This window comes from Granulicella sp. WH15 (assembly GCF_009914315.1).
Taxonomy (GTDB): Bacteria; Acidobacteriota; Terriglobia; order Terriglobales; family Acidobacteriaceae; genus Edaphobacter.
Genome location: NZ_CP042596.1, coordinates 1755864 through 1779946, shown reverse-complemented (window position 1 = coordinate 1779946; position 24083 = coordinate 1755864). Strand labels below are relative to the sequence as shown.

General features: G+C 60.4%; 21 protein-coding genes. 11 read left to right on the top strand and 10 right to left on the bottom strand.

Annotation, left to right across the window (positions count from 1 at the left end):
* Positions 1 to 266 precede the first annotated feature (266 nt).
* From FTO74_RS07415 to FTO74_RS07405, 3 genes are read left to right on the top strand one after another with little or no spacing between them, the layout of a single operon-like run.
* Positions 267 to 2537, top strand: a complete 2271-nt coding sequence (locus FTO74_RS07415) for a TonB-dependent receptor (protein ID WP_162537575.1) — start codon at positions 267 to 269, stop codon at positions 2535 to 2537.
* 32 nt (positions 2538 to 2569) lie between these two features.
* Positions 2570 to 2815: a hypothetical protein gene (locus FTO74_RS07410; protein ID WP_162537574.1), complete on the top strand. Its 246-nt coding sequence runs from the start codon at positions 2570 to 2572 to the stop codon at positions 2813 to 2815.
* Between the two features lie 15 nt (positions 2816 to 2830).
* Complete coding sequence (locus FTO74_RS07405; protein WP_162537573.1) at positions 2831 to 3790, top strand: CbiX/SirB N-terminal domain-containing protein; 960 nt, start codon at positions 2831 to 2833, stop codon at positions 3788 to 3790.
* 61 nt (positions 3791 to 3851) lie between these two features.
* Here the strand turns inward: FTO74_RS07405 and FTO74_RS07400 are convergent, their stop codons facing one another.
* The 5 genes from FTO74_RS07400 to FTO74_RS07380 all read right to left on the bottom strand — a co-directional run bounded on the left by FTO74_RS07400 (position 3852) and on the right by FTO74_RS07380 (position 10071).
* Positions 3852 to 4643, bottom strand: a complete 792-nt coding sequence (locus tag FTO74_RS07400) for a S4 domain-containing protein (protein WP_162537572.1) — start codon at positions 4641 to 4643, stop codon at positions 3852 to 3854.
* A gap of 747 nt (positions 4644 to 5390) precedes the next feature.
* Positions 5391 to 7244, bottom strand: a complete 1854-nt coding sequence (locus FTO74_RS07395; RefSeq protein WP_162537571.1) for an FUSC family protein — start codon at positions 7242 to 7244, stop codon at positions 5391 to 5393.
* Positions 7245 to 7253: 9 nt separating this feature from the next.
* On the bottom strand, positions 7254 to 8438 hold the full coding sequence (locus tag FTO74_RS07390) for an efflux RND transporter periplasmic adaptor subunit (protein WP_162537570.1): 1185 nt from the start codon (positions 8436 to 8438) through the stop codon (positions 7254 to 7256).
* Positions 8439 to 8452: 14 nt separating this feature from the next.
* Complete coding sequence (locus FTO74_RS07385; RefSeq protein WP_162537569.1) at positions 8453 to 8716, bottom strand: YtcA family lipoprotein; 264 nt, start codon at positions 8714 to 8716, stop codon at positions 8453 to 8455.
* Complete coding sequence (locus tag FTO74_RS07380) at positions 8713 to 10071, bottom strand: TolC family protein (RefSeq protein ID WP_255462623.1); 1359 nt, start codon at positions 10069 to 10071, stop codon at positions 8713 to 8715. The genes FTO74_RS07385 and FTO74_RS07380 overlap by 4 nt, the downstream gene beginning before the upstream one ends.
* 248 nt (positions 10072 to 10319) lie before the next feature.
* On the opposite strand from FTO74_RS07380, the gene FTO74_RS07375 reads away from it, so the two are divergent.
* The gene (locus FTO74_RS07375) at positions 10320 to 10922 is read left to right on the top strand and encodes a TetR/AcrR family transcriptional regulator (RefSeq protein WP_162537567.1); all 603 of its coding nucleotides are present in this window, start codon (positions 10320 to 10322) and stop codon (positions 10920 to 10922) included.
* Positions 10923 to 10929: 7 nt separating this feature from the next.
* On the opposite strand, the gene FTO74_RS07370 is transcribed toward FTO74_RS07375, so the two are convergent.
* A complete protein-coding gene (locus FTO74_RS07370; RefSeq protein WP_162537566.1) occupies positions 10930 to 11607 on the bottom strand; it encodes a MarC family protein in 678 nt (225 codons plus the stop codon).
* A 182-nt stretch (positions 11608 to 11789) separates the two neighbouring features.
* Between FTO74_RS07370 and FTO74_RS07365 the strand changes: the two genes are divergently transcribed.
* The 3 genes from FTO74_RS07365 (at position 11790) to secA (ending at position 16025) form a co-directional block, all read left to right on the top strand.
* Positions 11790 to 12584, top strand: a complete 795-nt coding sequence (locus FTO74_RS07365) for a class I SAM-dependent methyltransferase (protein WP_162537565.1) — start codon at positions 11790 to 11792, stop codon at positions 12582 to 12584.
* Positions 12585 to 12642: 58 nt separating this feature from the next.
* Positions 12643 to 12954: a hypothetical protein gene (locus tag FTO74_RS07360; protein WP_162537564.1), complete on the top strand. Its 312-nt coding sequence runs from the start codon at positions 12643 to 12645 to the stop codon at positions 12952 to 12954.
* A gap of 95 nt (positions 12955 to 13049) precedes the next feature.
* On the top strand, positions 13050 to 16025 hold the full coding sequence (gene secA / locus FTO74_RS07355; RefSeq protein WP_162537563.1) for a preprotein translocase subunit SecA: 2976 nt from the start codon (positions 13050 to 13052) through the stop codon (positions 16023 to 16025).
* Between the two features lie 430 nt (positions 16026 to 16455).
* On the opposite strand, the gene FTO74_RS07345 is transcribed toward secA, so the two are convergent.
* The 3 genes from FTO74_RS07345 to FTO74_RS07335 all read right to left on the bottom strand — a co-directional run bounded on the left by FTO74_RS07345 (position 16456) and on the right by FTO74_RS07335 (position 20563).
* Positions 16456 to 17052, bottom strand: coding sequence for a hypothetical protein (locus tag FTO74_RS07345; protein WP_162537561.1), 597 nt, complete (start codon positions 17050 to 17052; stop codon positions 16456 to 16458).
* On the bottom strand, positions 17049 to 19013 hold the full coding sequence (locus FTO74_RS19900; RefSeq protein ID WP_162537560.1) for an ATP-binding protein: 1965 nt from the start codon (positions 19011 to 19013) through the stop codon (positions 17049 to 17051). The genes FTO74_RS07345 and FTO74_RS19900 overlap by 4 nt, the downstream gene beginning before the upstream one ends.
* A 122-nt stretch (positions 19014 to 19135) precedes the next feature.
* Positions 19136 to 20563 carry a sigma-54 dependent transcriptional regulator gene (locus FTO74_RS07335; protein WP_162537559.1) on the bottom strand — a complete coding sequence of 476 codons (1428 nt, stop codon included), beginning with the start codon at positions 20561 to 20563 and terminating at the stop codon, positions 19136 to 19138.
* Positions 20564 to 20698: 135 nt separating this feature from the next.
* Between FTO74_RS07335 and FTO74_RS07330 the strand changes: the two genes are divergently transcribed.
* From FTO74_RS07330 to FTO74_RS07320, 3 genes are all read left to right on the top strand, one after another.
* Positions 20699 to 21025: a rhodanese-like domain-containing protein gene (locus FTO74_RS07330; protein ID WP_162537558.1), complete on the top strand. Its 327-nt coding sequence runs from the start codon at positions 20699 to 20701 to the stop codon at positions 21023 to 21025.
* Positions 21026 to 21030: 5 nt separating this feature from the next.
* On the top strand, positions 21031 to 21996 hold the full coding sequence (locus FTO74_RS07325; RefSeq protein WP_162537557.1) for a hypothetical protein: 966 nt from the start codon (positions 21031 to 21033) through the stop codon (positions 21994 to 21996).
* A gap of 96 nt (positions 21997 to 22092) precedes the next feature.
* The gene (locus FTO74_RS07320) at positions 22093 to 22320 is read left to right on the top strand and encodes a hypothetical protein (RefSeq protein ID WP_162537556.1); all 228 of its coding nucleotides are present in this window, start codon (positions 22093 to 22095) and stop codon (positions 22318 to 22320) included.
* Between the two features lie 391 nt (positions 22321 to 22711).
* On the opposite strand, the gene FTO74_RS07315 is transcribed toward FTO74_RS07320, so the two are convergent.
* Positions 22712 to 23173, bottom strand: a complete 462-nt coding sequence (locus FTO74_RS07315) for a hypothetical protein (protein WP_162537555.1) — start codon at positions 23171 to 23173, stop codon at positions 22712 to 22714.
* Here FTO74_RS07315 and FTO74_RS07310 point away from each other — a divergent pair.
* Positions 23108 to 23767 carry a tyrosine-type recombinase/integrase gene (locus FTO74_RS07310; RefSeq protein WP_255462621.1) on the top strand — a complete coding sequence of 220 codons (660 nt, stop codon included), beginning with the start codon at positions 23108 to 23110 and terminating at the stop codon, positions 23765 to 23767. The genes FTO74_RS07315 and FTO74_RS07310 overlap by 66 nt on opposite strands.
* Positions 23768 to 24083 lie beyond the last annotated feature (316 nt).

Sequence of the window (24083 nt, the reverse complement as noted above, 5' to 3'; positions counted from 1 at the left end):
TCACCCACAAGGAGATGGCTGCATGGGCAGTAGAAGGCAACCCCAACAAAAGAAAACTCCATTCCACACTCAGCGGCGTCTCTCCTGCGCAGTTTTAATGTTGCGCGGCAGGCATATCCCTGCCGCACAAGACGTTTGAAAACATCACAACGGACGTTCTTTCAGGCAGTCTTTTGGCGAAGCGCCTGGAAGAGCTGGAGATCGATCAACCAAGGTGGAAGGCTCGTTCTTAAAGGGCCTCCTCCGCAACCTCGAAAGGCGAGGCGATGCGAAAAACAGTACTGGCACTTGTTTTGTTGAGCTGTACCTCTCTCTGGTCACAAAGCAGCGGCAGGCATGTCGCGGGACGCGTACTCGATCCCCAGGGCAACGCAGTGGCGCACGCAGAGCTAACCCTGCGCAGCGCCCTGAGCGGTACGGCGCAAAAGACGCAGTCCAACAACAGCGGCAGCTACACCTTTGCAGAGGTCTCCCCAGGCGAGTACATCCTCACCGCCACAGCATCGGGGCTCGCGCCGAACACCCGCTCAGTCCAGGTAAAGTCCAGCAGCATGTCCACACCCGCGGACATCGCACTCTCCGTCGCCACCGTGGAACAGAGCGTCGTCGTGGTCTCCGCATCGCGCGTGAAAGAGCTACAGCAGGACTCTCCCCTGCCCATCGATGTAGTCACCAAACAACGAATCGAGCGTACTGGATTCGAGAGCGTGGCCGACATACTCAGTGAGTTGCCCGGCGTCGTCACTCGCAACAACTCCTCCTACTCAGGCTCATCGCAGGAGCAGATCGACGGCGTCGCCTCGCAGGACATCCTGGTCCTGCAAGACGGCCTGCCCATCGTAGGAGCACGCGGCATCAACAGCGGCATCATTGACCTCGATCAACAAAATATAGGCCGACTGGACCGCGTAGAGGTAGTGCGCGGCGCAGCCTCCTCCCTCTATGGCACCGACGCCATCGGCGGCGTCATCAACATGATCACGCATGAGCCTATCCATCCCATCGAGGGTGGCCTCCGCCTCTCAGGTGGAACCCTGGGAGCCATCGACGGCGATCTAGACCTCGGCACGCAGTGGAAGCAATGGACCGCGTTCACCGACCTCGAGCTTCACCACATCAACTCCTACACATTGTTTCCCGGCGACGAGAGCACCATCGGAGCCAACAACCAGCGTTACGACGGCCTCGTCAAGCTGCGCTACAGCGTCAATCCGCGAGCTTCTATCGGATACACCGGCAACGCCTACCGCAACTCCTCCAACGGCAAGAGCGACGACATGACCGGCACAGCCTCCTCCGGCTACGACTACGCCGCCAGCAACGACAGCACCCAGACCCATGCGCTCGTCGGCGACTTCCTCCCCACCTCGACCACAGCCGTGCAGACTCGCCTCTATGAAGCCCGCTTCGACTCCAACTCTTACTCCGCCCCCATCAGCACGGACAATAGCCAGGGCGCACAGTTCGATTACGGCAACCTCTACGAGTGCTATCACCGCGCCGACGCAACCATATCGCAGCAGATCGGCTCATGGCAGTTCCTCCAGGGCGGCGATGAGTGGTCGCAAGACTCGTATCGCGGCTTGAACCGCATCGTCGGCGACGACAACGGCCAACAGGTCACCACGAACGACGTCTGGCTGCAAGACCGCATCCAGCCATGGAAGAGACTGATCGTCAACCTCGGCGGCCGCTACAACCACCACTCCCTCTACGGCAGCCACGTCGTCCCCAAGATCGGCCTCGTCTACAAGGTCAACGATCACTGGACGCTTCGCAGCGCCTACGGCAAAGGCTTCCGCTCCCCCTCCCTCGGCGAGCTGTACTACCTCCTGCTCCACCCCGAGTACTTCTACCAGGTCATCGGCAACCCAACCCTGAAGCCCGAACACAGCGAGAGCTACTCCGTCGGAGCCGACTATCAGGTCAACCGTTACAGCCTCGGCATCACCCTCTATCGCAACAACCTGAATCACCTCATCAACTACATCGACGCAGGCTTCCCGCCCACCGAAGCCGCACTCGATGCCCTGCTCGCCCAGTACGGCATCCCTCCCTCCTTCGGAGCCATACCCGGCATCGAAACCTTCGTCTACACCAACGTCGATCAGGCCTATACCCAAGGCATCAACCTGCGCGGCAGCCTGCTCCTCAACCGCAACCTGAAGGTCGATGGCTTCTACGCCTATCTCGATCCCTACGACGTCACCGACAAGCAAACACTCACCGAACGCAGCCGCAACTCCGGCTACTTCCGCACCGAATACGTCTCGCACCGCCTCGGTCTCATCGCCAACATCCGCGGCAACTTCTTCGGCAAGTGGCTACTAAGCAATGGTACCCACGAGCAGGCCTACGCCCTCTGGAACCTTTACGCGTCCAAGGATATTCATCGCGGCCTGCAGGCCTACGGAGCCATCAACAACCTGGCCAACAGCCGCGACAGCCTGCTCACGCAAACCCCTCCCACCTACGATCGCACCGACTACGGAAGAACCTTCCGCATCGGCCTGCGTTACACCTTCCCGCACGAATAAACAGGTCTCCGAGATCGCTCGAGGTACACAAAATGGATCGCAATAATGTGACGTTGGCAGAGTACCCCGGATTGGGCAAAGTTCGTCTTTGCGAATGCAGTTCGATCCACCTCAGTCTCGGTCCCGTGACCGTGACGCTTGCCCCGGACGCCTTCGCCCAGGCAGCCGGACTCATCCGCCATGCGATGGAATCGCTTGCCGTCATCGTAGCCGCAGGGGAATTAGACCAGGAACCGTTACAACATCTCAAACCCAATCCCAGCCGATTCACTCACTGACATCCTGGAGTAACGATGAAGAAAACCTTGATACATCCTGCAATTCTGCTCGCCTGTCTTCCAGCTATCGCCTTCGCGCAGGCTCCGCACAAGCCCACGCGCGAAGGCGTGCTTCTGCTCGCACACGGCGGCAGCGCGCAAGAGTGGAACGAAGAGGTTCGCCACGTAGCCGACCAGGTCGATCTCACAACACCCACAGAGATCGCCTTCGGCATGGCCACCCGCTCCACCATGCAGTCAGCCATCAACCGACTTGTGGCGCGCGGCGTTACCGACATAGTAGCCGTGCCGCTCTTTGTAAGCTCGCACAGCTCCGTCATCGACAGCACAGCCTATCTTCTTGGCCTTCGCAAGCAAGAGCCGGAAGACCTGAAGATGTTTGCCTCCATGGATCACGGCAACGGCATGGTGATGGATCACGAAGCGATGCAGCACGACACGGCTGTATCATCCGAAGCCGAAAAACCAATCGTCTCCCCCGTGCCCATTCACATGGCATCCGCACTCGACCATCATCCCATCGTCGCCGAGATCCTTCGCGACCGCGCCGCGTCCATCAGCAGCAATCCCGCGCACGAGGTAGTCATCCTGGTCGCCCACGGTCCCGTGCCGGACGACGAGAACAAGCTCTGGCTTAGCGACATGGGCGTTCTGGCCAAAGAGCTAGGCGAGCAAACACACTACGCCGCAATCCAGTCTCTCACTCTGCGCGATGACGCCGACAAGCCGGTAAGAGATGCCGCCACACAGCAACTGCGCGAGAAGGTCGAACAAGCCAACAAATCTGGCAACACAGCACTGATTGTCCCCCTGCTACTCTCCTACGGCGGCATCGAAGAGGGTCTTCGCAAACGTCTCTCCGGCCTGACCTATAAGATGCCCACACAGGCTCTACTCCCAGACACAAGGATCGTGAACTGGGTCAAAGAGACAGCACGCATCAATGGCGCGGACTTAGCCCAGACACAACACTAAGCAAATGGTTCTTACTCAAGTGCCCATCTCTCTTCTGAGAGATGGGCACTTGAGTCTATAACTAGTGAACCGTCTGATTCGTATTTGTAAATGTCTCACGACGCTGGCACAGCTCACGCACCGCGACAATCTTCGCTTCAAGCGTACTGATCGCCTGGTGATGCAATTCCAACATGACGACAAACTCCTCAAGCGTAACCGAGAAGGCAAGCTCTCCGGCGGTGATGTGGATAGCACCACACTGACAGGCGAAGATCGCCCCCTGTGGAGTATGAGCGAGAAGAATACGTGAATCGGCCATGGATTCCTCCTGGAATCTGCGAGCAGAAGTTCGACTGCAACGGGAGTTGGACTGCGACAGTGGAAAAGGAGAGTGGCCGAGATTCGGAAGCGAGAGCATCACTCCTCGGTCTGCCATACATGAGTTCAGGTACTGAAGATACGAGGGCAGCGGTCTCTGCTGAAGATGCCTCGATACCCCACTTGCGTCATAAGGCTTGGAGGTGAAGTGAATCACATCGCCCGGCCAGAGCATCAAGCTGCCACTCTGCGGCGGATGGCGGTTGACAAGAATCTGCCCTCGTCCGATCAATGCTCTTGCCTCAGCAAAGCTTCCGGCAAAGCCCATGCGAAACGCAACGTTATCGAGCCGTCGCTCGAGCAGACTTACAAAGCCTTCAAGCGGATGCGCAGGATCAAGCGACCAGGCATCCCGCAGCAGCCCGGGAAGATCCTTCTCCTGCAACCCATAGTAAGTAAGCACTGTGGGTTCACGCTGTCGTCGATACGTTAAGCCCCATCGCCAGACACTATCGAGCACACGATCTACATGGAGCAAGCCGAGCATACCCATGCAACTTCTCCTGAACTACGAAGTTGCAGGCGACGACATCGTGCCTCGTCAGCCTGCAGGTTTCGATCTCCCAAATCTCGCAAGGCTTCGCCAAAAGACTCTTGCGGAACTTGTATGGACTTACCGAAGCTACTCGCCTCGACGATATGAGACTATATCGGTCTGATATTAAAAGAAAGCCCACCACAACGAATCATTCCATCCATGCATTGAACGGAACAAAGCACGCAGCGAATGGCAATCCATGTTCAACCGACTTGTCGAACAGCGACAAGAAACGGCCGCCGATTGAACGACTCCTTCAACCAACGGCCATTTCATCTTCTTCCTGTATCGAGAATCCACACTCGCTTGAACCGGCCTCTCACCGGCAACCGCTAGACCGTATCGGCGAGCTGCTGTACATCGCCGCCGCGCCAAAGCCTCCAAGCAAACCTTCTGCTTCCGCTTGTGGAGCGCCTCAGCAGCCTGCTCACGAGCGACTCCGTGCATTGGGTTGTCCTGGTTATCCTGCGCCTGCAACGCAATCTCATTACAAAGAATGCCTTGCAGCGTGTCGATGCCGCCGTGAGGGTGTTCTTGCTGACTTACTCAACCCCCTCAAAGAGAGGCCCCCGCAGCAGTCTTTTTGGCGAAGCGCCACGAGGGCCTGGAGATCGACAACCCGAAGGCTGACGACTATCTCTCATCATAGACGCTTCGGATCAGTCACGGAAACCAGCAACGACACGTTCCCGTCAGCCCGGACTACTCCCTCGCCACGTTGGTCAGGTGAAGCGCAGTGGCATAAAAATCTGCCGCCGCTGCTTCAATCTTCCGAATGGTCCTTCGGCTGGCTGCGAACTCCCGCGCATGCCCCGGCCCAAAATCGAAGTGTACCGCAGCCTCCAACTGCTGCATATTAGCAAGCTCCAGAGAGACCGAGGCGCGTAGCGTCGATAGCGCCCGTGCTGTCTTCTTAGCATCCTGTTGAGCCGCAGCCAAGTGGAGCTTCTGAGCTGCCGACTCAATGCGGCTCAGCACCTCACCAAGCGCCGTACTGGTCCGCACCGGCCACAGTTGATCGAAGATAAACCACATCACCAGGATGCCGATCCCGATACCGATGACACGATCCCGCGCCGGAGCAATCAGAGTAGCAGCACTGAATCCAGGCAGCGTCGTAAGAAAAAAGGCAAAGCCGATCTGCACTCCGACATAGCCCATCCTTGGGCTGCGAAGCACCCATCCCGAGAGCAGCGAGATAGTCCCAACCACCAGCACCAGCGAGGTGATCGAGTCCATATTCGGAAAGAGAAAAGAGACAGTAGTGATGCCAAGCGCACCACCAAGCGCCGCACCCGAGAAGCGATAGATCTGCTTCTGCTTCATCGCACCGGTAGAGCTAAGTCCGGTAAAGAGAACCGTAACGACGCAGGTAAGAATCCCAGGCCATGCGATAGCGTTATAAAACACGTAGCAAACCATAGCTGCCAGGGTCAGCTTAAGTGCATAGAACGCGGCGTCCGCAGTCTGAAAGGCGTTCGGAAGAAAGAACCCCGCAAAGGGCGAAGACGACATACCCGATTCATACACTTCAATAGCCGGCTCTTCCGAAGTTGTCTTGTCGAATACAGAGTATTGCAACAGCTCCGAATACAGCTCCCGCAGATACGCAGGAGCATCGTGCGAAAGCGGTTCACCGATAAAACTCTCCTCGTTCAGCAGACGATCACACTGCGCTGCCACCACGGCGAAGTACATTCGATCTCTTACCGTGCGCTGGCTCGTCAAGCTGATGAGCGCACTCTTTTCCAGCACGCGAGTAAGCAGCCCAATGCGATAGTGAATACCCACCGGGATCTCCGCAATATCGAAGCTGCCATCACGAAGCCGGTTATAGAGCTTATTCAGATGGCGATCCCCCGCATGAGCATATTGCAGAATAGCGTTCTGCAGCGGGCGCAGTTGGATTGACTGAAGAGCAGGATCGCGATCAATCTCCTCCATCTCTTCTTCCATCGCCAGAAGATGGAAGAAGCGTGAAAGCACAGTGAGCCGCCTCTTCAACTCGAGCTGCAACTCACCTGCCGGATGACTCGTTCCAAACAAATATTCGACAGCGATGGCGCTGAGCAGCACAATCCCGAGTGAGGCCAGGTTATACAGGCTCGACGTCACAATCGCGCTGGCGCCACGGTGCGCGTCCCACGAAGAGAGATCTACGAAGCCATAGAAGCCGAAGATGGTAAAGAGCAAGGGATACGTAGTCGCAGCCATGCAGAAGCCTGCCACAAGAACACCCAGCAGCAATCCAAAAAAACGGGCAACCTCGGTGCCATCCATCACCTGCACCCACACAAGAGAAGCAGCACACGCCAGTACTGCTCCGCCAAAGATATTGAGGCCGCTCCGCAGACTCACGCCCGGCCTCTCACGCTGTAACAAAAAGAGCAAAGCCAGCGCCAGCGAGATGCCCGGAACACGAAGCGTCATAGCCAGCACTAGCGCAATCGTGACACCCAGAGCATCGCGCGCGCTTCCGGAGAGCCGTCCCGGAAAGGGAGCAAGCTCCGCCTGCAAAGTACGCGCGATCTTGAGAGTAACGTTGGTCTTCGGCATAGAGAGGCTTTAACGAACTACCGTAATTGCAGTGGCGCCGACGCGGAAGAAAGTAGGATCGGGATCGACTACGCGGATGCGAACAGGAAAGCGCGCCGAGAGATGAACCCAGTTGAGAGTACGCTCAATATCGGGAAATCCTCCCGCAACGCCACCATCCTCAGGAAAGACGCCGCGTCCAACACTGTCGACGACTCCGTTGAAGCGCCGTCCAGGATGCTCCATCAAGTAAACCTGAGCATGCATCCCCGGCTGTATCCGCTTGAGTTTCGACTCGCGATAGTTCGCCAGCACCCACCACGTGCTGGTATCGATCAGCGTAAACATCGCCGTGCCCACATGCGCGTAGGCACCCTGCGAGATGTTCATGTTAGTGACATAGCCATCAAAGGGCGCGCGCACCCTGCACCACTCCAGATTCAACTCCGCCTGCTGCACCCTGGCAGCACGGCTGGGACGCTCCGCCATCAGCGTCTCAAGCGTATCGACTGTATGCTGCGCCTCTCCCAGCTTCGATTGCGAAGCCTGAAAGTTCGCGCTTGCAGCCTGCTTCGCCGCCAGCGCCATCGACTCCTGCGCCTGCGACTGAAGCACCTGTGAGCTAGCCTCACGATAGGCATCTTCAGCAACGCGCACAGCCGTCTGCGCCTGATCCACCTGTTGCGTCGTCACATAGTGCTTCGCAAGCAGAGGCTCGATGCGCTTGTAATCGTTCTGCTCAAAAGCAAGCCGCGCATTAGCCGAAGACTCAGCGGCCTGCGCACGTTCTACAGCAGCCTTGGCGGCAAGATAGCTTCCCTGCGCCGCGCTGATGCTGCTCTGCGAGCCCGCTACCCCAGCACTGGCCGCACCTACCGCACTCTGCTGCGCTGCAATGCGGCGGCGCTCATCATTGATCTGACCTTCGAGCGTAGCCTGATCGGCCTTAGTCTGCGCCAGCGCATATTCAAAGGGCCGCGGATCGATCTCAAAGAGCACATCGCCCTTATGAACGACCTGGTTATCCTTCACGGGAAGACTTACCAGCCTCCCCTCAACCTCAGAAGCGAAGGCAATCGAGTTAGCCCTAACCGTGGCATCGTCCGTGCGCGGATGGCTATCGACCTGAAAGATCGACAGCGTCAGCAGCACAAGTGCAAGCACGACGACGCTGATTCCAATGAGACGACCGAGTATGCGCTTATCGTTGAACATTCTATGAGTCACCTTCAGGCGAAGAAGCAAAGCCAGAGCAGGCAGGTAAACAGCACCACCATGCCGGGATAGATGATGGCAGGATGGCCGATCATGTAGCTGAGTCCCTGCCTGCGCAACAGAGAGTGAGCCGCGAAGCTGAGTCCTACCCCGCAGACAAGCGAGATCATCCAGCCAGGAAAATAAGAGCCGACAATCTCCACGTTGGGATTGCGATTACAACCCGCGACAAACAAGGCGAGCGGCAGTATGGCAAAGAGGCGCAGCAGCGTTCTCACGGATGAACTCCTGTAGGAGATGTAGTGTTCTTGAGCAAGTCACCTGTCGCATAACCGAGCGCCACGGCACTCTGCATAAACTGCGCCTGAGACCGAACAACAGCCAGTCGAGCCTGCGCCAGTTCGCGCTCCGACTGCACGACATCGACAAGCGAACGAACACCATACTTATATGCGTCGAGCGAGGAGTCGTAAGAGGTCTGCGCCGCTTGGAGGAAGCTCTGCGAAGACCTCTGCTGCTCAAGAGCGGTCTGGTAATCGACATACGCAGCCCACACCTCGCGCGTCACCGAGTCCTGCGCAGCGCGCTGCTCTTCTACGGCCGACCTCTGCTCAGCAAGCGCCGCAGCAACCTCATGGCGGCGCGCGCCATTGAACAGCTCCCAACGCAGCTTCACCTCAGCCGACCACGTCGTGACGCTGGCAGGACCAAGCTCACCCCAGTCTGCCGTGGGCCAGGTCGAGGTCTGTCCACCCGTAGCATCAAAACCCACAACCGGAAGGTACGCCGCATGCGCCGCGCGATACGCATCCTTTGCGCGGCGCACCTCCTGCGCCCTGGCGAGCAGATCAGGCCGCGACTTCCACGCCGTCTGTATAAGCTCTTCAACGTTGCGATCCATCGGGTCTGGCGAATCGTTCTGCTGTGGCTGAATCTCAATCTCAGTCGTCGGCTCAACGCCAATAGATTCGGTGAGAGCCAGCTTCGTCTTTTTCACCTCACCCACAGCCGCGGCCAGATCGAACCTGGCCTCAGCCACACCGGCCTGCGCATTCTGCACATCGGGCAAAGTCGCCCGGCCGTTATCGAACTGGGACTGCGCGTTCTGCAGCAGCGTCTCGGCAGTCTGCAAAATCATCTGAGCAGCCTCAAGATGGCCCGACGCCTGCTGTGTCTGGTAGAACCCCGCCGAGGTACTGTAAGCAATCTTCTGATGGACACGGCTAAGGCGCAGCGTCGAGGCAATCTCAAGCGCCTTGCTGCCGTCCACCTTCGCTCCACGGCCAAAGTCCAGCAGACTATACTCCAACTGCAACTGAGCCGCGACAATCGGCTGCTCCACAGTCACATAGCCTCGTGGCGCAATCGGTTTAGGAAAAGGAACAATAGCGCGAACATCGCTTCCCTGTCCCGCCAGCGTAATCAGCGGAAGATAGAGCGCACGATCCACTCCAGCCAGCTCCAGCGACCTCTTCGCTGCCTCCCACGCGATGCGTCCTTCGGGATTTGCCATCTCGGCAATATCAACTAACTCAGGCAGCGTATAGACACGCTTTCGATCCAGAGTCGGGATGGGCCGGTTCGACCGAAAGGAGCCGATACACCGGCTCGCATCTCTGGCCGTCACGATCATCCTGCAGGATGCATCCTCAAGCGCCGGTCGCGCAGTCGAAACCGAGGCAGCGGCAGGACCATTGCGATCCGTGCCTTGCGCCACCGCATAGGTAGCTCCCCAGGCAGCGCAGAGAATCCAAGGCAGAAGTCGGCCACGCCTCACAACGGTCTCAGACAATTGTGCCCCCTCTGCATATCTTCGATTTTTGTTTACACCGTACACAGATGCAAGTATACACCGTAAACAAAAGATGTATAGTAGGAAGTATGGCTGTTCGAGTTTCAGCAACACCTGCAGAAGGCACCGCCCTCCGCGATCGAATCATCGACGCGGCGAGCAAGGTGTTTATTGAAGAGGGCTACGAAAGCTTCTCGATGCGTCGCGTCGCGCAGGAGGTCGGATGTTCGCAGATGGCCATGTACCGTCATTTTGCGAACAAGGAGGCGCTGACCCAGCATCTCTGCAGCGAGCTCTACTCCCGCTTCGCCACAAAGATGAACCGCGAGATAGAGGCGGCCTCCGATCCACGGGAGCAGTTACACCGGTTTATCGCTGCGCTCATTCGCTTCGCCACCTCCTACCCCGACCACTACTCGCTGATCTTCCTCGAGCGCCACACCAACCCCGAGGAAAACTCCGAGCGCGAGCAACTGGGCAAGGAGTTCATCCAGAAGATACACGGCATCGTCCGCAGCCTCCTCGATGCGGACACACCGGACTCCGTGGTGCAGACCAAGCTACGCCAGTTGCTGACCTGCCTGCATGGAACAGCAGCCCTGTTGATCGCCCATCCCAAGGCCTACGGCTTGACCAGACAGAAGGCTCTTGATGACGTGGAAGCTACCTTTCGCGGTCTGCTCGGCTATTGATTCTTCATCAACGCTTGAGCACCGAAGCCAGCAGTACCGAAAAACCATTCCAGGCAATCTGAACCCCGATGCAGAGCAGGATAAAGGCGACCACTCGTAGAATCCCGTGCGCCGTTGAAGGCGAGATCGCGGTCGTTATCTTTCGTGCATAGCTATAGCAGAAATACACCAGCGCGCTAAGAACAAGGACAGCGCAGAACAGCCCCGCATGTCCCAGCAGACTCTGCGCAAACACCCCACTCGAAAAACGCGCACTCAGGGTCAGCATCACCACCAGCGTCCCCGGCCCCGAGGTCACAGGAAACGTAAATGGGTAGAAGGCCTTCTGCTCCAGATCCCTCATGCTTCGATCCGCGCCGATCTGAATCTCGTCCTGCTTACTGTTCATACTGGCCGCGGCACTTTTTTCGTTCAGCACCGACCAGCCGATCGCAGCAATGACGATGCCGCCTGAAACCTGCACAATCGGCAGCGATATCCCAAAGAAGTTCAGGATGGCCGAGCCGAGCAGCTCGAATACTGCCAGGAAGATGATGTTGTTGATGGCAATCTTCCGCGCCAGCGAGCGATACACCGCTGGAGGAGCCTCCCCGACAAGCCCCAGAAAGACCAGGGCTGAACCCAGAGGATTAATCAACGGCAACAGAGCACTAAAGGCGATCAGAAACGAATTCCAAAGTAGCAAGGGGGACTCTCCGCGACAAGATTCCATCCTACGAAATCCTGCTAGTAGTGTAGGAGAATCTTTGCCCCGCCCCAGTCGAGATCGAAAATCATCGAACTCAAACGCTCTCCCTCGGATTATCCCCACATCGATTCGAGTAATACTGCGAGCCCGCCGCCTCTCTATCGCTCTAAATTAGAGCCATGCCTGACTCGACGCCCGCCGCCTCCCACTCCGCGCAGCTTTGGAACACCACAGCCTACGCCGCCAACGGCCGCTTCGTCGCCACCCTGGCCACCGCCGTCACCGACCTCCTCAACCCCCAACCCGGCGAGCAGATCCTCGACCTCGGCTGCGGCGACGGAGCCCTAACCGCCCAGCTCGCCGCCTCCGGAGCCATCCTTCGCGGCGTCGACGTCTCCCCCGCTATGGTCTCCGCCGCCCGAGCCCGCAGCCTCCAGGTCGACCAAGCCAGCATCTCCGACCTCCCCTACTACCAGCAGTTCGACGCCGTCTTCTCGAACGCCGCCCTCCACTGGATACCCCTCGCCGCGCAGCCCTCCGCCCTGGCCTCCATCCACCGCGCCCTCCGCCCCGGCGGCCGCTTCGTTGCCGAGATGGGAGGCCAGGGCAACATCGCCGCCATCCGCACCGCCCTCTCGGCCGTCCTCGCTCCCCACGGCCTCGACTCCGAGGCCCTCGCCGCCAGCTTCTTCCCCTCCCCCGCCCACTACCGCTCCCTGCTCGAGACCACCGGCTTCACCGTCCACTCCATCAACCTCATCCCCCGCCCCACCCCGCTCCCCGGCGGCTCCGACGGCATGTCCCTCTGGCTCGAAACCTTCCGCAACGGCGTCCTCGACCGCGTCCCCGACGCCCACCGCGCCGAAGCCCTCTCTCAGACCATCGCCCTCCTGAAGCCAGTCCTACAAGACCCACTCACCGGCGACTGGACCGCCGACTACGTCCGCCTCCGCTTCCACGCCATCAGAAGCTAAACCCGCGCTTCGCGTAATATAGAGTAAGGGTCGGTTTCTAACGTCGCCCCAGACACTCATGCGCCTGCGCTCGTCCCATTTCGTCTTTGGCCTCCTGCTCCTATGTTCGGTGCAGTTCCAGCAGGAGTGCACCTTCCACCTGCTGGCCGGAACGATCTCCCACTGGAGCACAGCCACCAGCCAGCATCACGTCGTCTCCCGCGCCTCCGCGAAGAACCCCATTCGGCGTGAGTCGAACCACGGCATCGTTCTCGAAGCAATGTGCCTGGACTCAGCCTCGGCGGCAGCCCACCGGGCCCCCTGGCCCATGGCTCGTCCGGCGCTGGCAGCGACCATGGTCGGCGTCCACACCGGCCTGCTGCGCGCCTAGTCAGACCTCGCTCCTGACCGGCAACCTGACGAAATAATCCGAACACCTTAGCGTCCTCCAGCGCCGCTCTCGCGCTCTCTTAAAGGAATCCATCCGTGCTCAACTCTGTACTCGCAAAAGTCTTCGGCACCTCGAACGATCGCGCCATCAAGCGCCTCACCCCGCTCGTCGAGCAGGTCAACGCTCTCGAGTCCTCCCTCCAGGGCCTCACCGATGCCCAGCTCCGCGACAAGACCGTCGAGTTCCGCGCCCGCATCGCCAAGGCCATCGAAGGCCTCGACCCCAAAACCGACGCCGACGCCATCTATAAGGCCGAGCAAGCCGCCCTCGACGACCTCCTGCCCGAGGCCTTCGCCGTCGTCCGCGAGGCGGGCCGCCGCGTCGTCGGGATGCGTCACTTCGACGTCCAGCTCATCGGCGGATCGATCCTCCACCAGGGCAAGATCGCCGAGATGAAGACCGGCGAAGGTAAAACCCTCGTCGCCACCCTGCCCACGTACCTCAACGCCTTGGCGGGCAAGGGCGTCCACGTAGTCACGGTCAACGACTACCTCGCCAAACGCGACGCCGAGTGGATGGGCAAGATCTACGGCTTCCTCGGCCTCACCGTCGGCGTCATCGTCCACGACCTCTCCGACACCCAGCGCCGCGAAGCCTACGCCTCCGACATCACCTACGGCACCAACAACGAGTTCGGCTTCGACTACCTGCGCGACAACATGAAGTTCGAGCTGTCCGACATGGTCCAGCGCGGCCAGTACTTCTGCGTGGTCGACGAGGTCGACTCCATCCTCATCGACGAGGCCCGCACCCCCCTCATCATCAGCGGTCCCACCGACCAGACCACTGACAAGTACGCCCGCGTCGACGTCATCATCCCCAAGCTCGAGGCCGGTGAGCTGACCGAGACCATCGACACCAAGGTCTACACCGGCGACTTCGTCATCGACGAGAAGGCCCGCGCCATCACCGTCACCGACGACGGCTGGGAGAAGATCGAAAAGCTCCTCGGCATCGGCAACATCGCCGACCCCGAAAACTGGGACCTCAAGCACCACGTCGAAACGGCCATCAAGGCCCACAACCTCTACAAGCGCGACGTCGAGTACGTGGTCAAGGACGGCGAGGTCATCATCGTCGACGAGTTCACAGGCCGCCTGATGCCGGGCCGCCGCTGGTCCGACGGCCTCCATCAGGCAGTTGAAGCCAAGGAAAAGGTCAGCATCCGCAAGGAAGACCAGACCCTCGCCACCATCACCTTCCAGAACTACTTCCGCCTCTACAAGAAGTTGAGCGGAATGACCGGAACCGCGGAGACCGAGGCCGCCGAGTTCGAGAGCATCTACAAGCTCGAGATCGTCGTCACCCCCACCAACCGCAAGATGCTCCGCATCGAGAACCCCGACGTCGTCTACCGCACGACACAGGAAAAATACTTCGCCGTGGCCGACGAGATCTCCCGCCTCCACGAGCAGAAGCAGCCCGTCCTCGTCGGCACCACCAGCATCGAAAAGTCCGAGCTTCTCTCCGAGATCCTCAAGCGCAAGGGTGTCCGCCACGTCGTCCTCAACGCCAAGTTCCACGAGAAGGAGGCCGAGATCGTCGCCCAGGCCGGACGCCTCGGCATGGTCACCATCGCCACCAACATGGCTGGCCGCGGAACCGACATCCTCCTCGGCGGCAACTCCGACTTCATGGCCCGCCAGGACCTCGTGCGCAAGCAGCAGGCCCGCGCCGTCTCCACCGCCGAGGGAGCCATCCAGCCCGTAGCCGGTCCCGGCATGGTCCGCTTCTACTACCAGTCGCAGGAGTTCGAGACCACCCAGGAGAAGTGGGACGCAGCCATCGCCGCCCACGCCGCCTCGGCCAAGCAGGAGCACGAAGCCGTCATCTCCGCCGGTGGCCTCCACATCATCGGCACCGAGCGCCACGAGTCCCGCCGCGTCGACAACCAGCTTCGCGGCCGCGCCGGACGCCAGGGCGACCCCGGAGCCTCGCGCTTCTACCTCTCGCTCGAAGACGACCTCATGCGCATCTTCGCCCGCGAGTGGGTCTCAGGTCTGCTCCAGCGCCTCGGCATGGAAGAGGGCGTGCCCATCGAGTCCGGCATGATCTCCAAGCGCATCGAGGCCGCCCAGAAGGCCGTCGAGACGCAGAACTTCGAGTCCCGCAAGCACGTCCTCGAGTACGACGACGTCATGAACAAGCAGCGCGAGGCCGTCTATGGCCTTCGCCGCCAGTTGATGGAAGGTGTAGACCAGAAGCAGCTCATCACCGAGGACTACACCTCCACCATCCTCTCGAACATCCTCGACGAGTACGCCCCCGAGAAGGCCAACCCCGACGAGTGGAAGACCGACGCCATCTTCGAGCAGCTCTTCGACATCTTCGGAGCTAAATTTGCCGAAGAGATCGACATCAACTCCCTCAATCGCCACGAGCTGGGCGAGACCATCTTCGAGAAGCTCCAGGCCCGTTACGACATCAAGGAGAAGATCCTTGGCGAGACCCAGATGCGCTACCACGAGCGCATCGTCATGCTCTCGGTCCTCGACGGCTTGTGGAAGGATCACCTCCTCGCGATGGACCATCTGAAGGAGGGTATCGGCCTGCGCGGCTATGCCCAGCAGGACCCTCTCGTCGCCTACAAGAAGGAGTCCTTCGAGATGTTCGAGGGCATGATGCTGCGCTTCCAGGAAGACACGGCCCGCCATCTCTTCCGTATGCAGATCATCGGCCCCGACGGCAACCCGATCGAGTCGGCGGAGCAGCTCGCCGCCGCCCAGCAAGCCCAACAGCAGCTTCCCTCTGCTCCCACCCCGCAGCTAGAAGCCCCGCAGCGCCCAGCCGTCCCGATCCAGGCCCCATCGACCACCATCGACCGGCTGGAGCGCGAGTTCCAGAAGCGGAAAGAACGCGAGCTGGAGCAGGCCCGCCAGGCGGGAGCCGCCTCGACCAACGAAGCCTCCACACCCCGTCGCAGCGGCGAAAAGGTAGGCCGCAACGACGATTGCCCCTGCGGCTCCGGCAAGAAGTACAAACGCTGCCACGGCATCGAAGCCACCAACTAAACCAAAGGCGTCAGGCTCCCAAGCCTGACGCCTTTTCACTTCTGCCATTGCCTCTAAAATACCCCCAAGCCTTACCTAACCCACCCAAAACCTATCATCCCGAGCGAGCGAAGCCGAAGGCCCGCTGTTGCTCTTGCCATTGCCTGTTTTCTTTGTTGTCATTCAGGAGCGAAGCGGAGGAATCTGCTTTTGTTTTTGCCGTTGCTGCTGCTTTTGCTTTTGCTTCTGAGGTAGGTCCGGGCTTTAGCCCGGACATTAAAACTCACCCCAGAAGCGGGCTTTAGCCCCCGAGGTACGCTTTCTTCCGCCTAACCCAAAACATTAAGGGCACGGCTTCAGACGGGCGTTCACACCGCTTCGCCCGCAGGTCGGAAACAAAAAATCTCGCCGCTACGCCACCCTATACCGCTCCGAGAACTGCACGAAGCCCCTAAGACTTCAACAGATCATCCAACAAAAGCCGGGCCTTGGTCGCCAGCGTAACCGCCCCATCCGCATCCCCCGAGTCCAACGCCGCCCTCGCCTTCTTCTGGAAATCCTTCACCTGAGCGATCTGCGCTCGCCGATCCCTGGCCAGCCCAGCCGCGATCCTGGCCAGCCGCCTGTCATTATCCGCAATCAAGCCAACCGCCGCCTGCCGCCGCTCCGTCGAGTCCCCACCCGTCGTCAGTTCCCCAATCACCACCGCATCCGGCATCACCTCTGCATCTGGAGCAGCCGTAGCCGTAGCCACCTGAACCGGCGGAGCCGCAGCCCTCACCGCTGGCCGTCGCCGCAGCCTTCTCAGCTCCCGCTGCACTGCGGCAGCCGACGGCACCGACTCCTGCGACGGCGGCGGCACCTTGGCAATCTCCGCCGCCTCCACCCGCTCCAACGCCGGAAGCGGCAGCATCTCCATCGGAGCATTCGGGACCCTGGGCACCGTCGCCCGCACCCGGTGCAGACACCCTATCGCACCCAGGCACACCGCACCCAGCAGAGCCAGCCTTGCCGCGCTACCTCCCATCCCAACCCAGGCCGGTCTCAAACGATTCCTCCCGCCAGCTCTCCGCGCCGTTCTTCCATCATGGCCGAAGCAAGCGGCAGCCTCAGCGTGAAGGTCGTGCCATGCTCGCCCGCAGTATCGGGTTGAGCAACAGCCGTCCGCACCTCCATGGCCCCGCCGTGCATCTGCAGGATCCGGTACGTCATCGCCAGCCCGATCCCGCTTCCCTTCTCCTTGGTCGTAAAGTACAGGTCGAAGATCTTCGGCATCACCTCCGGCGGAATCCCGCCGCCCTCATCCACCACCTCCAGCACCGCAAACTGCCGCTCCCGCCGCAGCCTGATCCACAGCGTCCCACCCTCCGGCATCGCCTGCATCCCGTTCAGCGTCAGGTTCAGCAGCGCCTGCCGGATCAGCTCTCCATCGGCCCTCACCATCACCGGCTCGGACGGCTCCGCGACCCGCACTACCACGCGGTTCTCCTCCATCTCGCCGCCCGTCAGCTCCACCACCACATTCACCAGCCCTCGCAGATCCTGCTCCCGCAGGTTCACCTCCAGCGGCCGCGAGAAGTCCGCCAGCGTCTGCACCACCCGGTCCAGCCGGTGCATCTCGCCTTCGAGAATATCCACATGCCGCTGCGCCCCCTTCAGCGGACCATTCTGCGACTGATGCTCCTCCAGCTTCCCGCGCAGCAGCTCCAGATGCACCACCATCGCGTTGATGGGGTTCTTCACCTCATGCCCCACGCCCGCCGTCAGCCTGCCGATCGCGGCCAGCCTGCGCGACACCTCCAGCTCCTGCTCCAGCCACGCCGCCGTCTCGATGTCGTGCAGCGTCACCATCGTTCCCATCCCGCCCGCTCCGTGCCCTCGATCCAGCCGGTCGATCGCAATCTCCACCTCGCGCCCATCTTCAAGCGTCACCCGGCTCGAGGCCGCCCCCGCGTCGAACGCCGTCAGCACCGCCGCGCCCAGCGCCGTCTCCGCCGAGAAGATCTCCTCCAGTCGCCTGCCCACCAGCGGCTCCGGGTACTCCCCGACAAAGTGCGCCACCGCATCCGACACCATCACCGCGCGCCTCTCCGGAGTAAACAGCAGGACCCCATCCCGCAGCGTATCGAGCATCTGGTTCAGGTTGGCCTGCAGCGCAGTGTAGCCCTCTTCGGCAGTCCTCATCTGCTGCCCCAGTTGGTCGATGGTATGGGTCACCCTTACCACCGCATCGTCCGTAGCCCCCGGCCATGTGCCGCTGAACCGCTTCGCCCCACTGATCCTCGGCACGCCGCCACCGGCTGGCTTCTCTTCCCGCGTCGTCACAGCCAAAACATCCAGCCGCCTGCTGATCTCCTCAATCGGCCGCAGCGCCACGCTGGCCAGCAGCCCTGCCGCCGCAATCGAGCCGATCCCCGCCAGTACAACGAAAACCACCGCTGCCCTCAGAAAGGGAGCGTAATAGTTCTTCAGAAAACTGGACCGAATCCCCATATGCACCACCAGAAACGGCCTTCCGTTCCGGTCCAGAGGAGCCGTCACATCCAGCACCCGCGCCCGCCCGAACATCTCCCGCATCTGGTTCGTAACGCTGCCGTCCCGCAGCCGGACGAAGCTCATCCTCGGCGCAGCCATCTGTCCCAGCGCGTCGGCATCGGTCGAGATGAGCGTATATCCATGCGCATCGGTCACGCTCACATCCTGCACCGCCGGGCTATAGCGCACGATGGAGTTCATCACATCGCTCAGCGGCTGGTGGCTCCGCAGCGCGTCCGTCACCGCCGCATACAGCGCCGCATCGGTGCGATCCACCGGCGGATGCTCGGGCAGTTCGACCTCGATCGCCTGCCGCGTCATCATCAGCACCTCACGCACCAGCACATCGTCGCTCGACGAGGTCTGCGCGATCCTCTGCCGCAGCAGCTCGCCCAGAAACAGCAGCGACAATACCATCACGATGGCAAAGGTCATCGCCGTAGCTGCCAGCACGAGTTTGGTCTTAAGCCGCATCTACAGGTTTCGCGTTCAGAGCCCAGTCCATCAGGGTACAGTCCTTCAAAGCCGGCCAGACCTCACACTTCCCCCAGCAGGGGAAGATGGATCAGCCAATCCATACAGAGGAGCCCGGGCCCTTACGACTCGCTGTTCGCCGCGGCAGAGGAGTACTCCTTTAGCTTATTCTGAAGCGTCTTCGAGCTGATGCCCAGAATCTCCGCAGCCCTGGTTTTATTGTTATGCGTGGAGAGAAGAGTCTTCAGAATAAGCTGCTTCTCCGCCTCATCCACGGTAGTACCCACCTCGACATGAACCGTAGTGCTACGGTCGTCCACCAAAGCAAGCTGCGGCTCAACCGCCTGCCGCTCCGGATGCGCCGGAGGCGCAAATCCCGCCTCGCCGAAGTGCGGCGGCAGATGCTCCACGCCGATCATGCCGGTGCCAGCCAGAATCGTCGCCCGCTCGATCGTGTTGCGCAACTCACGCACATTACCCGGCCAGTTATACGCCTTGAGCCGCTCCAGCAGAGCGTCGGTCATCCCCGTCACCTTGCAGTGGTGCCGCTCGTTCATATCGTCGATCATCTTCTCGGCGATCGGCTCGATATCTCCCTTGTGCGCGCGGAGCGGCGGCATCTGGATATTAAAAACGTTCAGGCGATAGTAAAGATCCCCTCGCAGCTCACCACTCGCGACAGCCTTCTCCGGGTCTTTATTGGTAGCCGCCACCACCCGCACATCCACCGGCGTCTCCACCTTCGATCCCAGCCGCCGCAGCTTGCGGTCTTCGAGCACGCGCAGCAGCTTGGCCTGAGTCGCGGCAGGCATCTCGCCGATCTCATCGAGCAGCAGCGTCCCTTCCTCCGCAAGCTCAAAACACCCGGCCCGTCGCTCGAGCGCCCCGGTAAACGCGCCCTTCTCATGTCCAAAGATCTCGCTCTCGATCAGCGTCTCCGGTATCGCCGCGCAGTTCACCGCCACAAAGGGCTTGCCCCGCCGCGAAGAAAGATCGTGCAGCGACCGCGCCACCAGTTCCTTGCCCGTGCCGCTCTCGCCCGTCACCAGCACGCTCACATTCGACGGAGCCACACGCTCGATCAGCGAAAAGATCGCCCGCATCTCCGGCGACGAGCCCACCAGCGGCCCCAACACGCCGGTATCTCGAAGCTGCCGCCGCGTAGCCTCCAGCTCCACGTCGGCCTCGCGCTGGCGGCTGGCATTCTGCAAGATCACCTTCAGCCTAATCGGGTCCACCGGCTTCGGCAGATAGTCGTAAGCACCCATCTGCATCGCCTCGACCGCCGATTCAATCGACCCCTGCGCCGTCAGCATCACCACGGCCACGCGCTCCTGCATCTCGCTGATCCGGCCCAGTAGCTGCATCCCATCCATGCGCGGCATCTTAAGATCCGTCACCACAATGGCCGGGTTCCACTGCTGCACCTTCTCCAGCCCTTCAACGCCATCAGCGGCGGATTCCGCCCGATACCCCCAGGACTCGACCAGCTCCGCCAGTCCCGTTCGTGCATGGAGTTCGTCTTCGACAATTAAAACTTTTTCCTGCACTTACTACCCTCCGCCGTACCCCAAACAAAAGACAGAATCTCCGATGTCCGTAGGATGCTGATTGTACGTAATAAGTTCCCATCCCAGGAAGTTCTTTCCGGGTCCAGGCATCAGACCACGATATATCCTTATTCCATGCTTGATCCAGAGATCACCGTCGAAGCCTACAACCAGTTACGCCAACAGCCCTCCGCACCGCTCCTCTTGGACGTCCGCGAGCCCTGGGAGGTAGCCACAGCCTCAATCCCCGGCGCAGTCAACATCCCCATGGGCGAGATCACCAGCCGTGCCCACACCGAGCTGGACCCCGATCAACCCATCGTGGTTCTCTGCCACCACGGCGCGCGCTCGCTCTCGGTGACGATGTGGCTTCGCAACCAGGGCTTCGACCACGCCCAGTCGCTCGCCGGAGGCATCGATCACTGGTCCCGCGTCATCGACCCCAGCGTCCCCCTCTACTAGAGGCAATGGCCCCCAAGCGCAGCTTCGACGACGAACTGGCCGCACTCGAATCCCTCCGCGGCGTCGAGCCGGGCCTTGCCGCGCCCCAGCTCGCCAAAGCCCTCGCACTCCGCAACAACTTCCTCGTAGCCAAGGCCGCGAACCTCGCCGTCCATCACGGCCTCGCGTCGCTCGCCCCTCTGCTGGCCGAGGCCTTCCCCCGCTTCCTCGAAAACCCGGTCAAGACCGACCCGCAGTGCTGGGCCAAGAACGCCCTGGCCAAGGCTCTGGCGGCCTTCGAGTGCCAGGAGTCCGCCCTCTTCCTCTCCGGCATGAGGCACCATCAGCTCGAGCCCGTCTGGGGCGGCTCCTCCGACACCGCCGGAACCCTGCGCGGCATCTGCGCCCTCGCCCTGGTGCAGTGTCGCGAGCTCTCCAGCCACCGTGTCCTCCTCCACCTCACCCCACTCTTAGCCGACCGGGAGCCTGCCGTCCGCCTCAACGCCATCCGCGCCGTCGAGCAGGTGGGCACCGACTCCGCGGCCCTCCTGCTGCGCCTGCATGCCGAGCTGGCCTCCGATCCTCGGATACGCGCCGCGCTGGTGCCCGACGACCAACCCGAGCTGCTGGGAGCCTGCTACTCCGGCGTCCTCTCGCTCGAAGGCGAGTCCGCCATCGGCTGGGCCTCGCAGTTCCTGGCGCTTGAGGACGATGCCGCCGCCGAGGCCGCCATGGCCATCGCCCAGACCCACACCCTCGAAGCCTTCAAGGCCCTGCACGCCATCTACGCCAAAATCCGCGACCCGTGGTTCCGCACTGCCGTCCTGCAAGCCATCGCCCTCACCCGCCAGCCGGAGGCGACCGACTGGCTCCTCGACCTGATCGCCCGCGACGATCTCCACGCCTCCGACGCCCATGCAGCCCTCTGCCAATCCGCCCCCTCGGAAGAGACCCGCGACCGCCTGGTCCGGCTAGCCCGCTCCTGCCCGTAACTCGCCACACTCAGGCGGGATAGCCTCAATCAATTTTCTGTCAATCCATTCCCGCCCCAATTGACTTGCCCGTTCCGCCACCCTAACGTCACTCACATGGAAAACATTGACTTCAACCAACTCCTGAAGGACTACAAGCAAGCCATTGATGCCTGGGTCGACGCCATCCGCGCTGAAGAAGCGCTCGCCAACGACGATCACTCTATGGTCGCCATGGAGAACTGGGACACCGCCGGTCTCGTAGTCCACGATACCGAGCTGGCCGCCAAAAAAGCCCGCGACCTCTACAAGAACGCCCTGCGCAAGAAGAACTACGGCTTCTAAGCCATTATCGCGTAACACACTTTAAAATCAATCACTTACAAAACAGAATAGCCGTCTGCTACCCGATTCTGCTACCAGTTTTGTAGGGATAAAGCGCGAACCCGGTGATACGCAGGTATTAGCCCCTAAAGGGGTTACACTTGAGAACACCGGTTCAGCTCTATCTTAGGGTCCGTCTCGCCGATGGATCACATCCATATCTCAAAGCCGCGTTCTCCGCGAACGGGCGGCTAAAGCAGAATCATGCCATTTACAAGGGCCGGGCGATGGAGTTCGCCGGGGCTACCTACTGTCTCCGGTACCGAGAGGAGGACGGTAGGCGGATCTGGCATCCCGTCGGCCCAGATGCCTCCCTCGCCCTGGCCAAGCTCCGCAATAAAATCCTCGAACTTCAGGGAAGCTTGGACCTCGCCCCCGAGACTCCTCCCCAAGGGAAAGATCCCTCTCCTGATCCAACACCAAAGGAGACCCCAACCACCCATCGAGCAAGCTCCTCTCGGACGCCGTCAAAGAATATCTGGCAGAGATGGAGGAGCATCGTTCCAAGGGCACCTTTGTGGCGTACCGTCGAGCAGTTCATCTGTTTTTTCCCCTTGCGGATGAGACAGGCAAGGGGGAAAAACTCAAACGGATCTATGAGAATCGACCACTCGACAGGATCACGCGTCAAGACCTCCTTGAGTTCGTTGCGTTCCTTAGGTCCATCGGAAATGCTCCCAGGACTATCCGTAACCGGGTTGACCACCTTCAAATCTTCTTCCAGCACCAGGGTCTCAAGCCCATCCTCGTGGGGAAGGACCTCCCCCGCTATACGGAGAAAAAGTCCGGGCCTATAGTGGCGACCAGTTGGCAAGCTGTTTGCACACGCGACACAGGACAAGTCCGACCTGTTGCACTTCTTTCTTTGCACCGGTACGCGGGAACAGGAGGGCAAGTATGCTTGCTGGCCGGATGTCGATCTCGACGCAAAACCTACACGATTACTGAGCACCTCGACCTTGGTTACCGCCCCAAAGATAAGGAGGAGGGATCACTCCCCATCTCTGATCTCCTGGTTGAGGTGCTCAAAGCCCGTCGTGCCCGCTATCCACGGACTCGCCTAATCTTCCCCGGTAAACATGGCAAGCCGAATGGGCGTCTGCTCATCACCCTTAAGAGACTCGCTCTTCATGCCGGGGCAAACTATGGGCATTGCATAAACAAGAAGGGCAGGTCATGCGCGTTCCATCCGGTCTGTAAACAGTTCGTCCTGCATAAACTGCGGAAGACCTTTGCTACGATGCTTCATCATAATGGGCTCCCCGCCCAGACCTTGCAGCGATACCTCAGGCACAGCGGCCTTGAGACCACGATCAAGTACATCGCAGACGCCGACGACGCGACGATCCGGACGACCATAAACAGCACGTTTCAGGGTTTCGTTCCTTCTGTGGGGGCTGCCGCATGATCTGCCTTGACTATCATAGCTCCCGAGGATATCGTGCCGAGCGATTCTTCGGCTTTGTTACTTTGTCGCTGACGAACTGGTCGGTACGATATGACGCCCGTTTTATCCACTACTTCCGGGTTGTTGCTCCATCTAAATTGGAGAAGATCGGGGTGTCCCGTTGAGCTGCCCTTTAGGCGTATAGGCTGATCGCGGTGATGAATAACTCCGAAACGTCAAAGAGGGCCACCTTAGCGGTGGCCCTTCTCTCTGGATTGTCGATCGCCTACAGGACGGTCGTTCTTCCCATCGGGATGGGAAGCCCCCATTGTTCCCA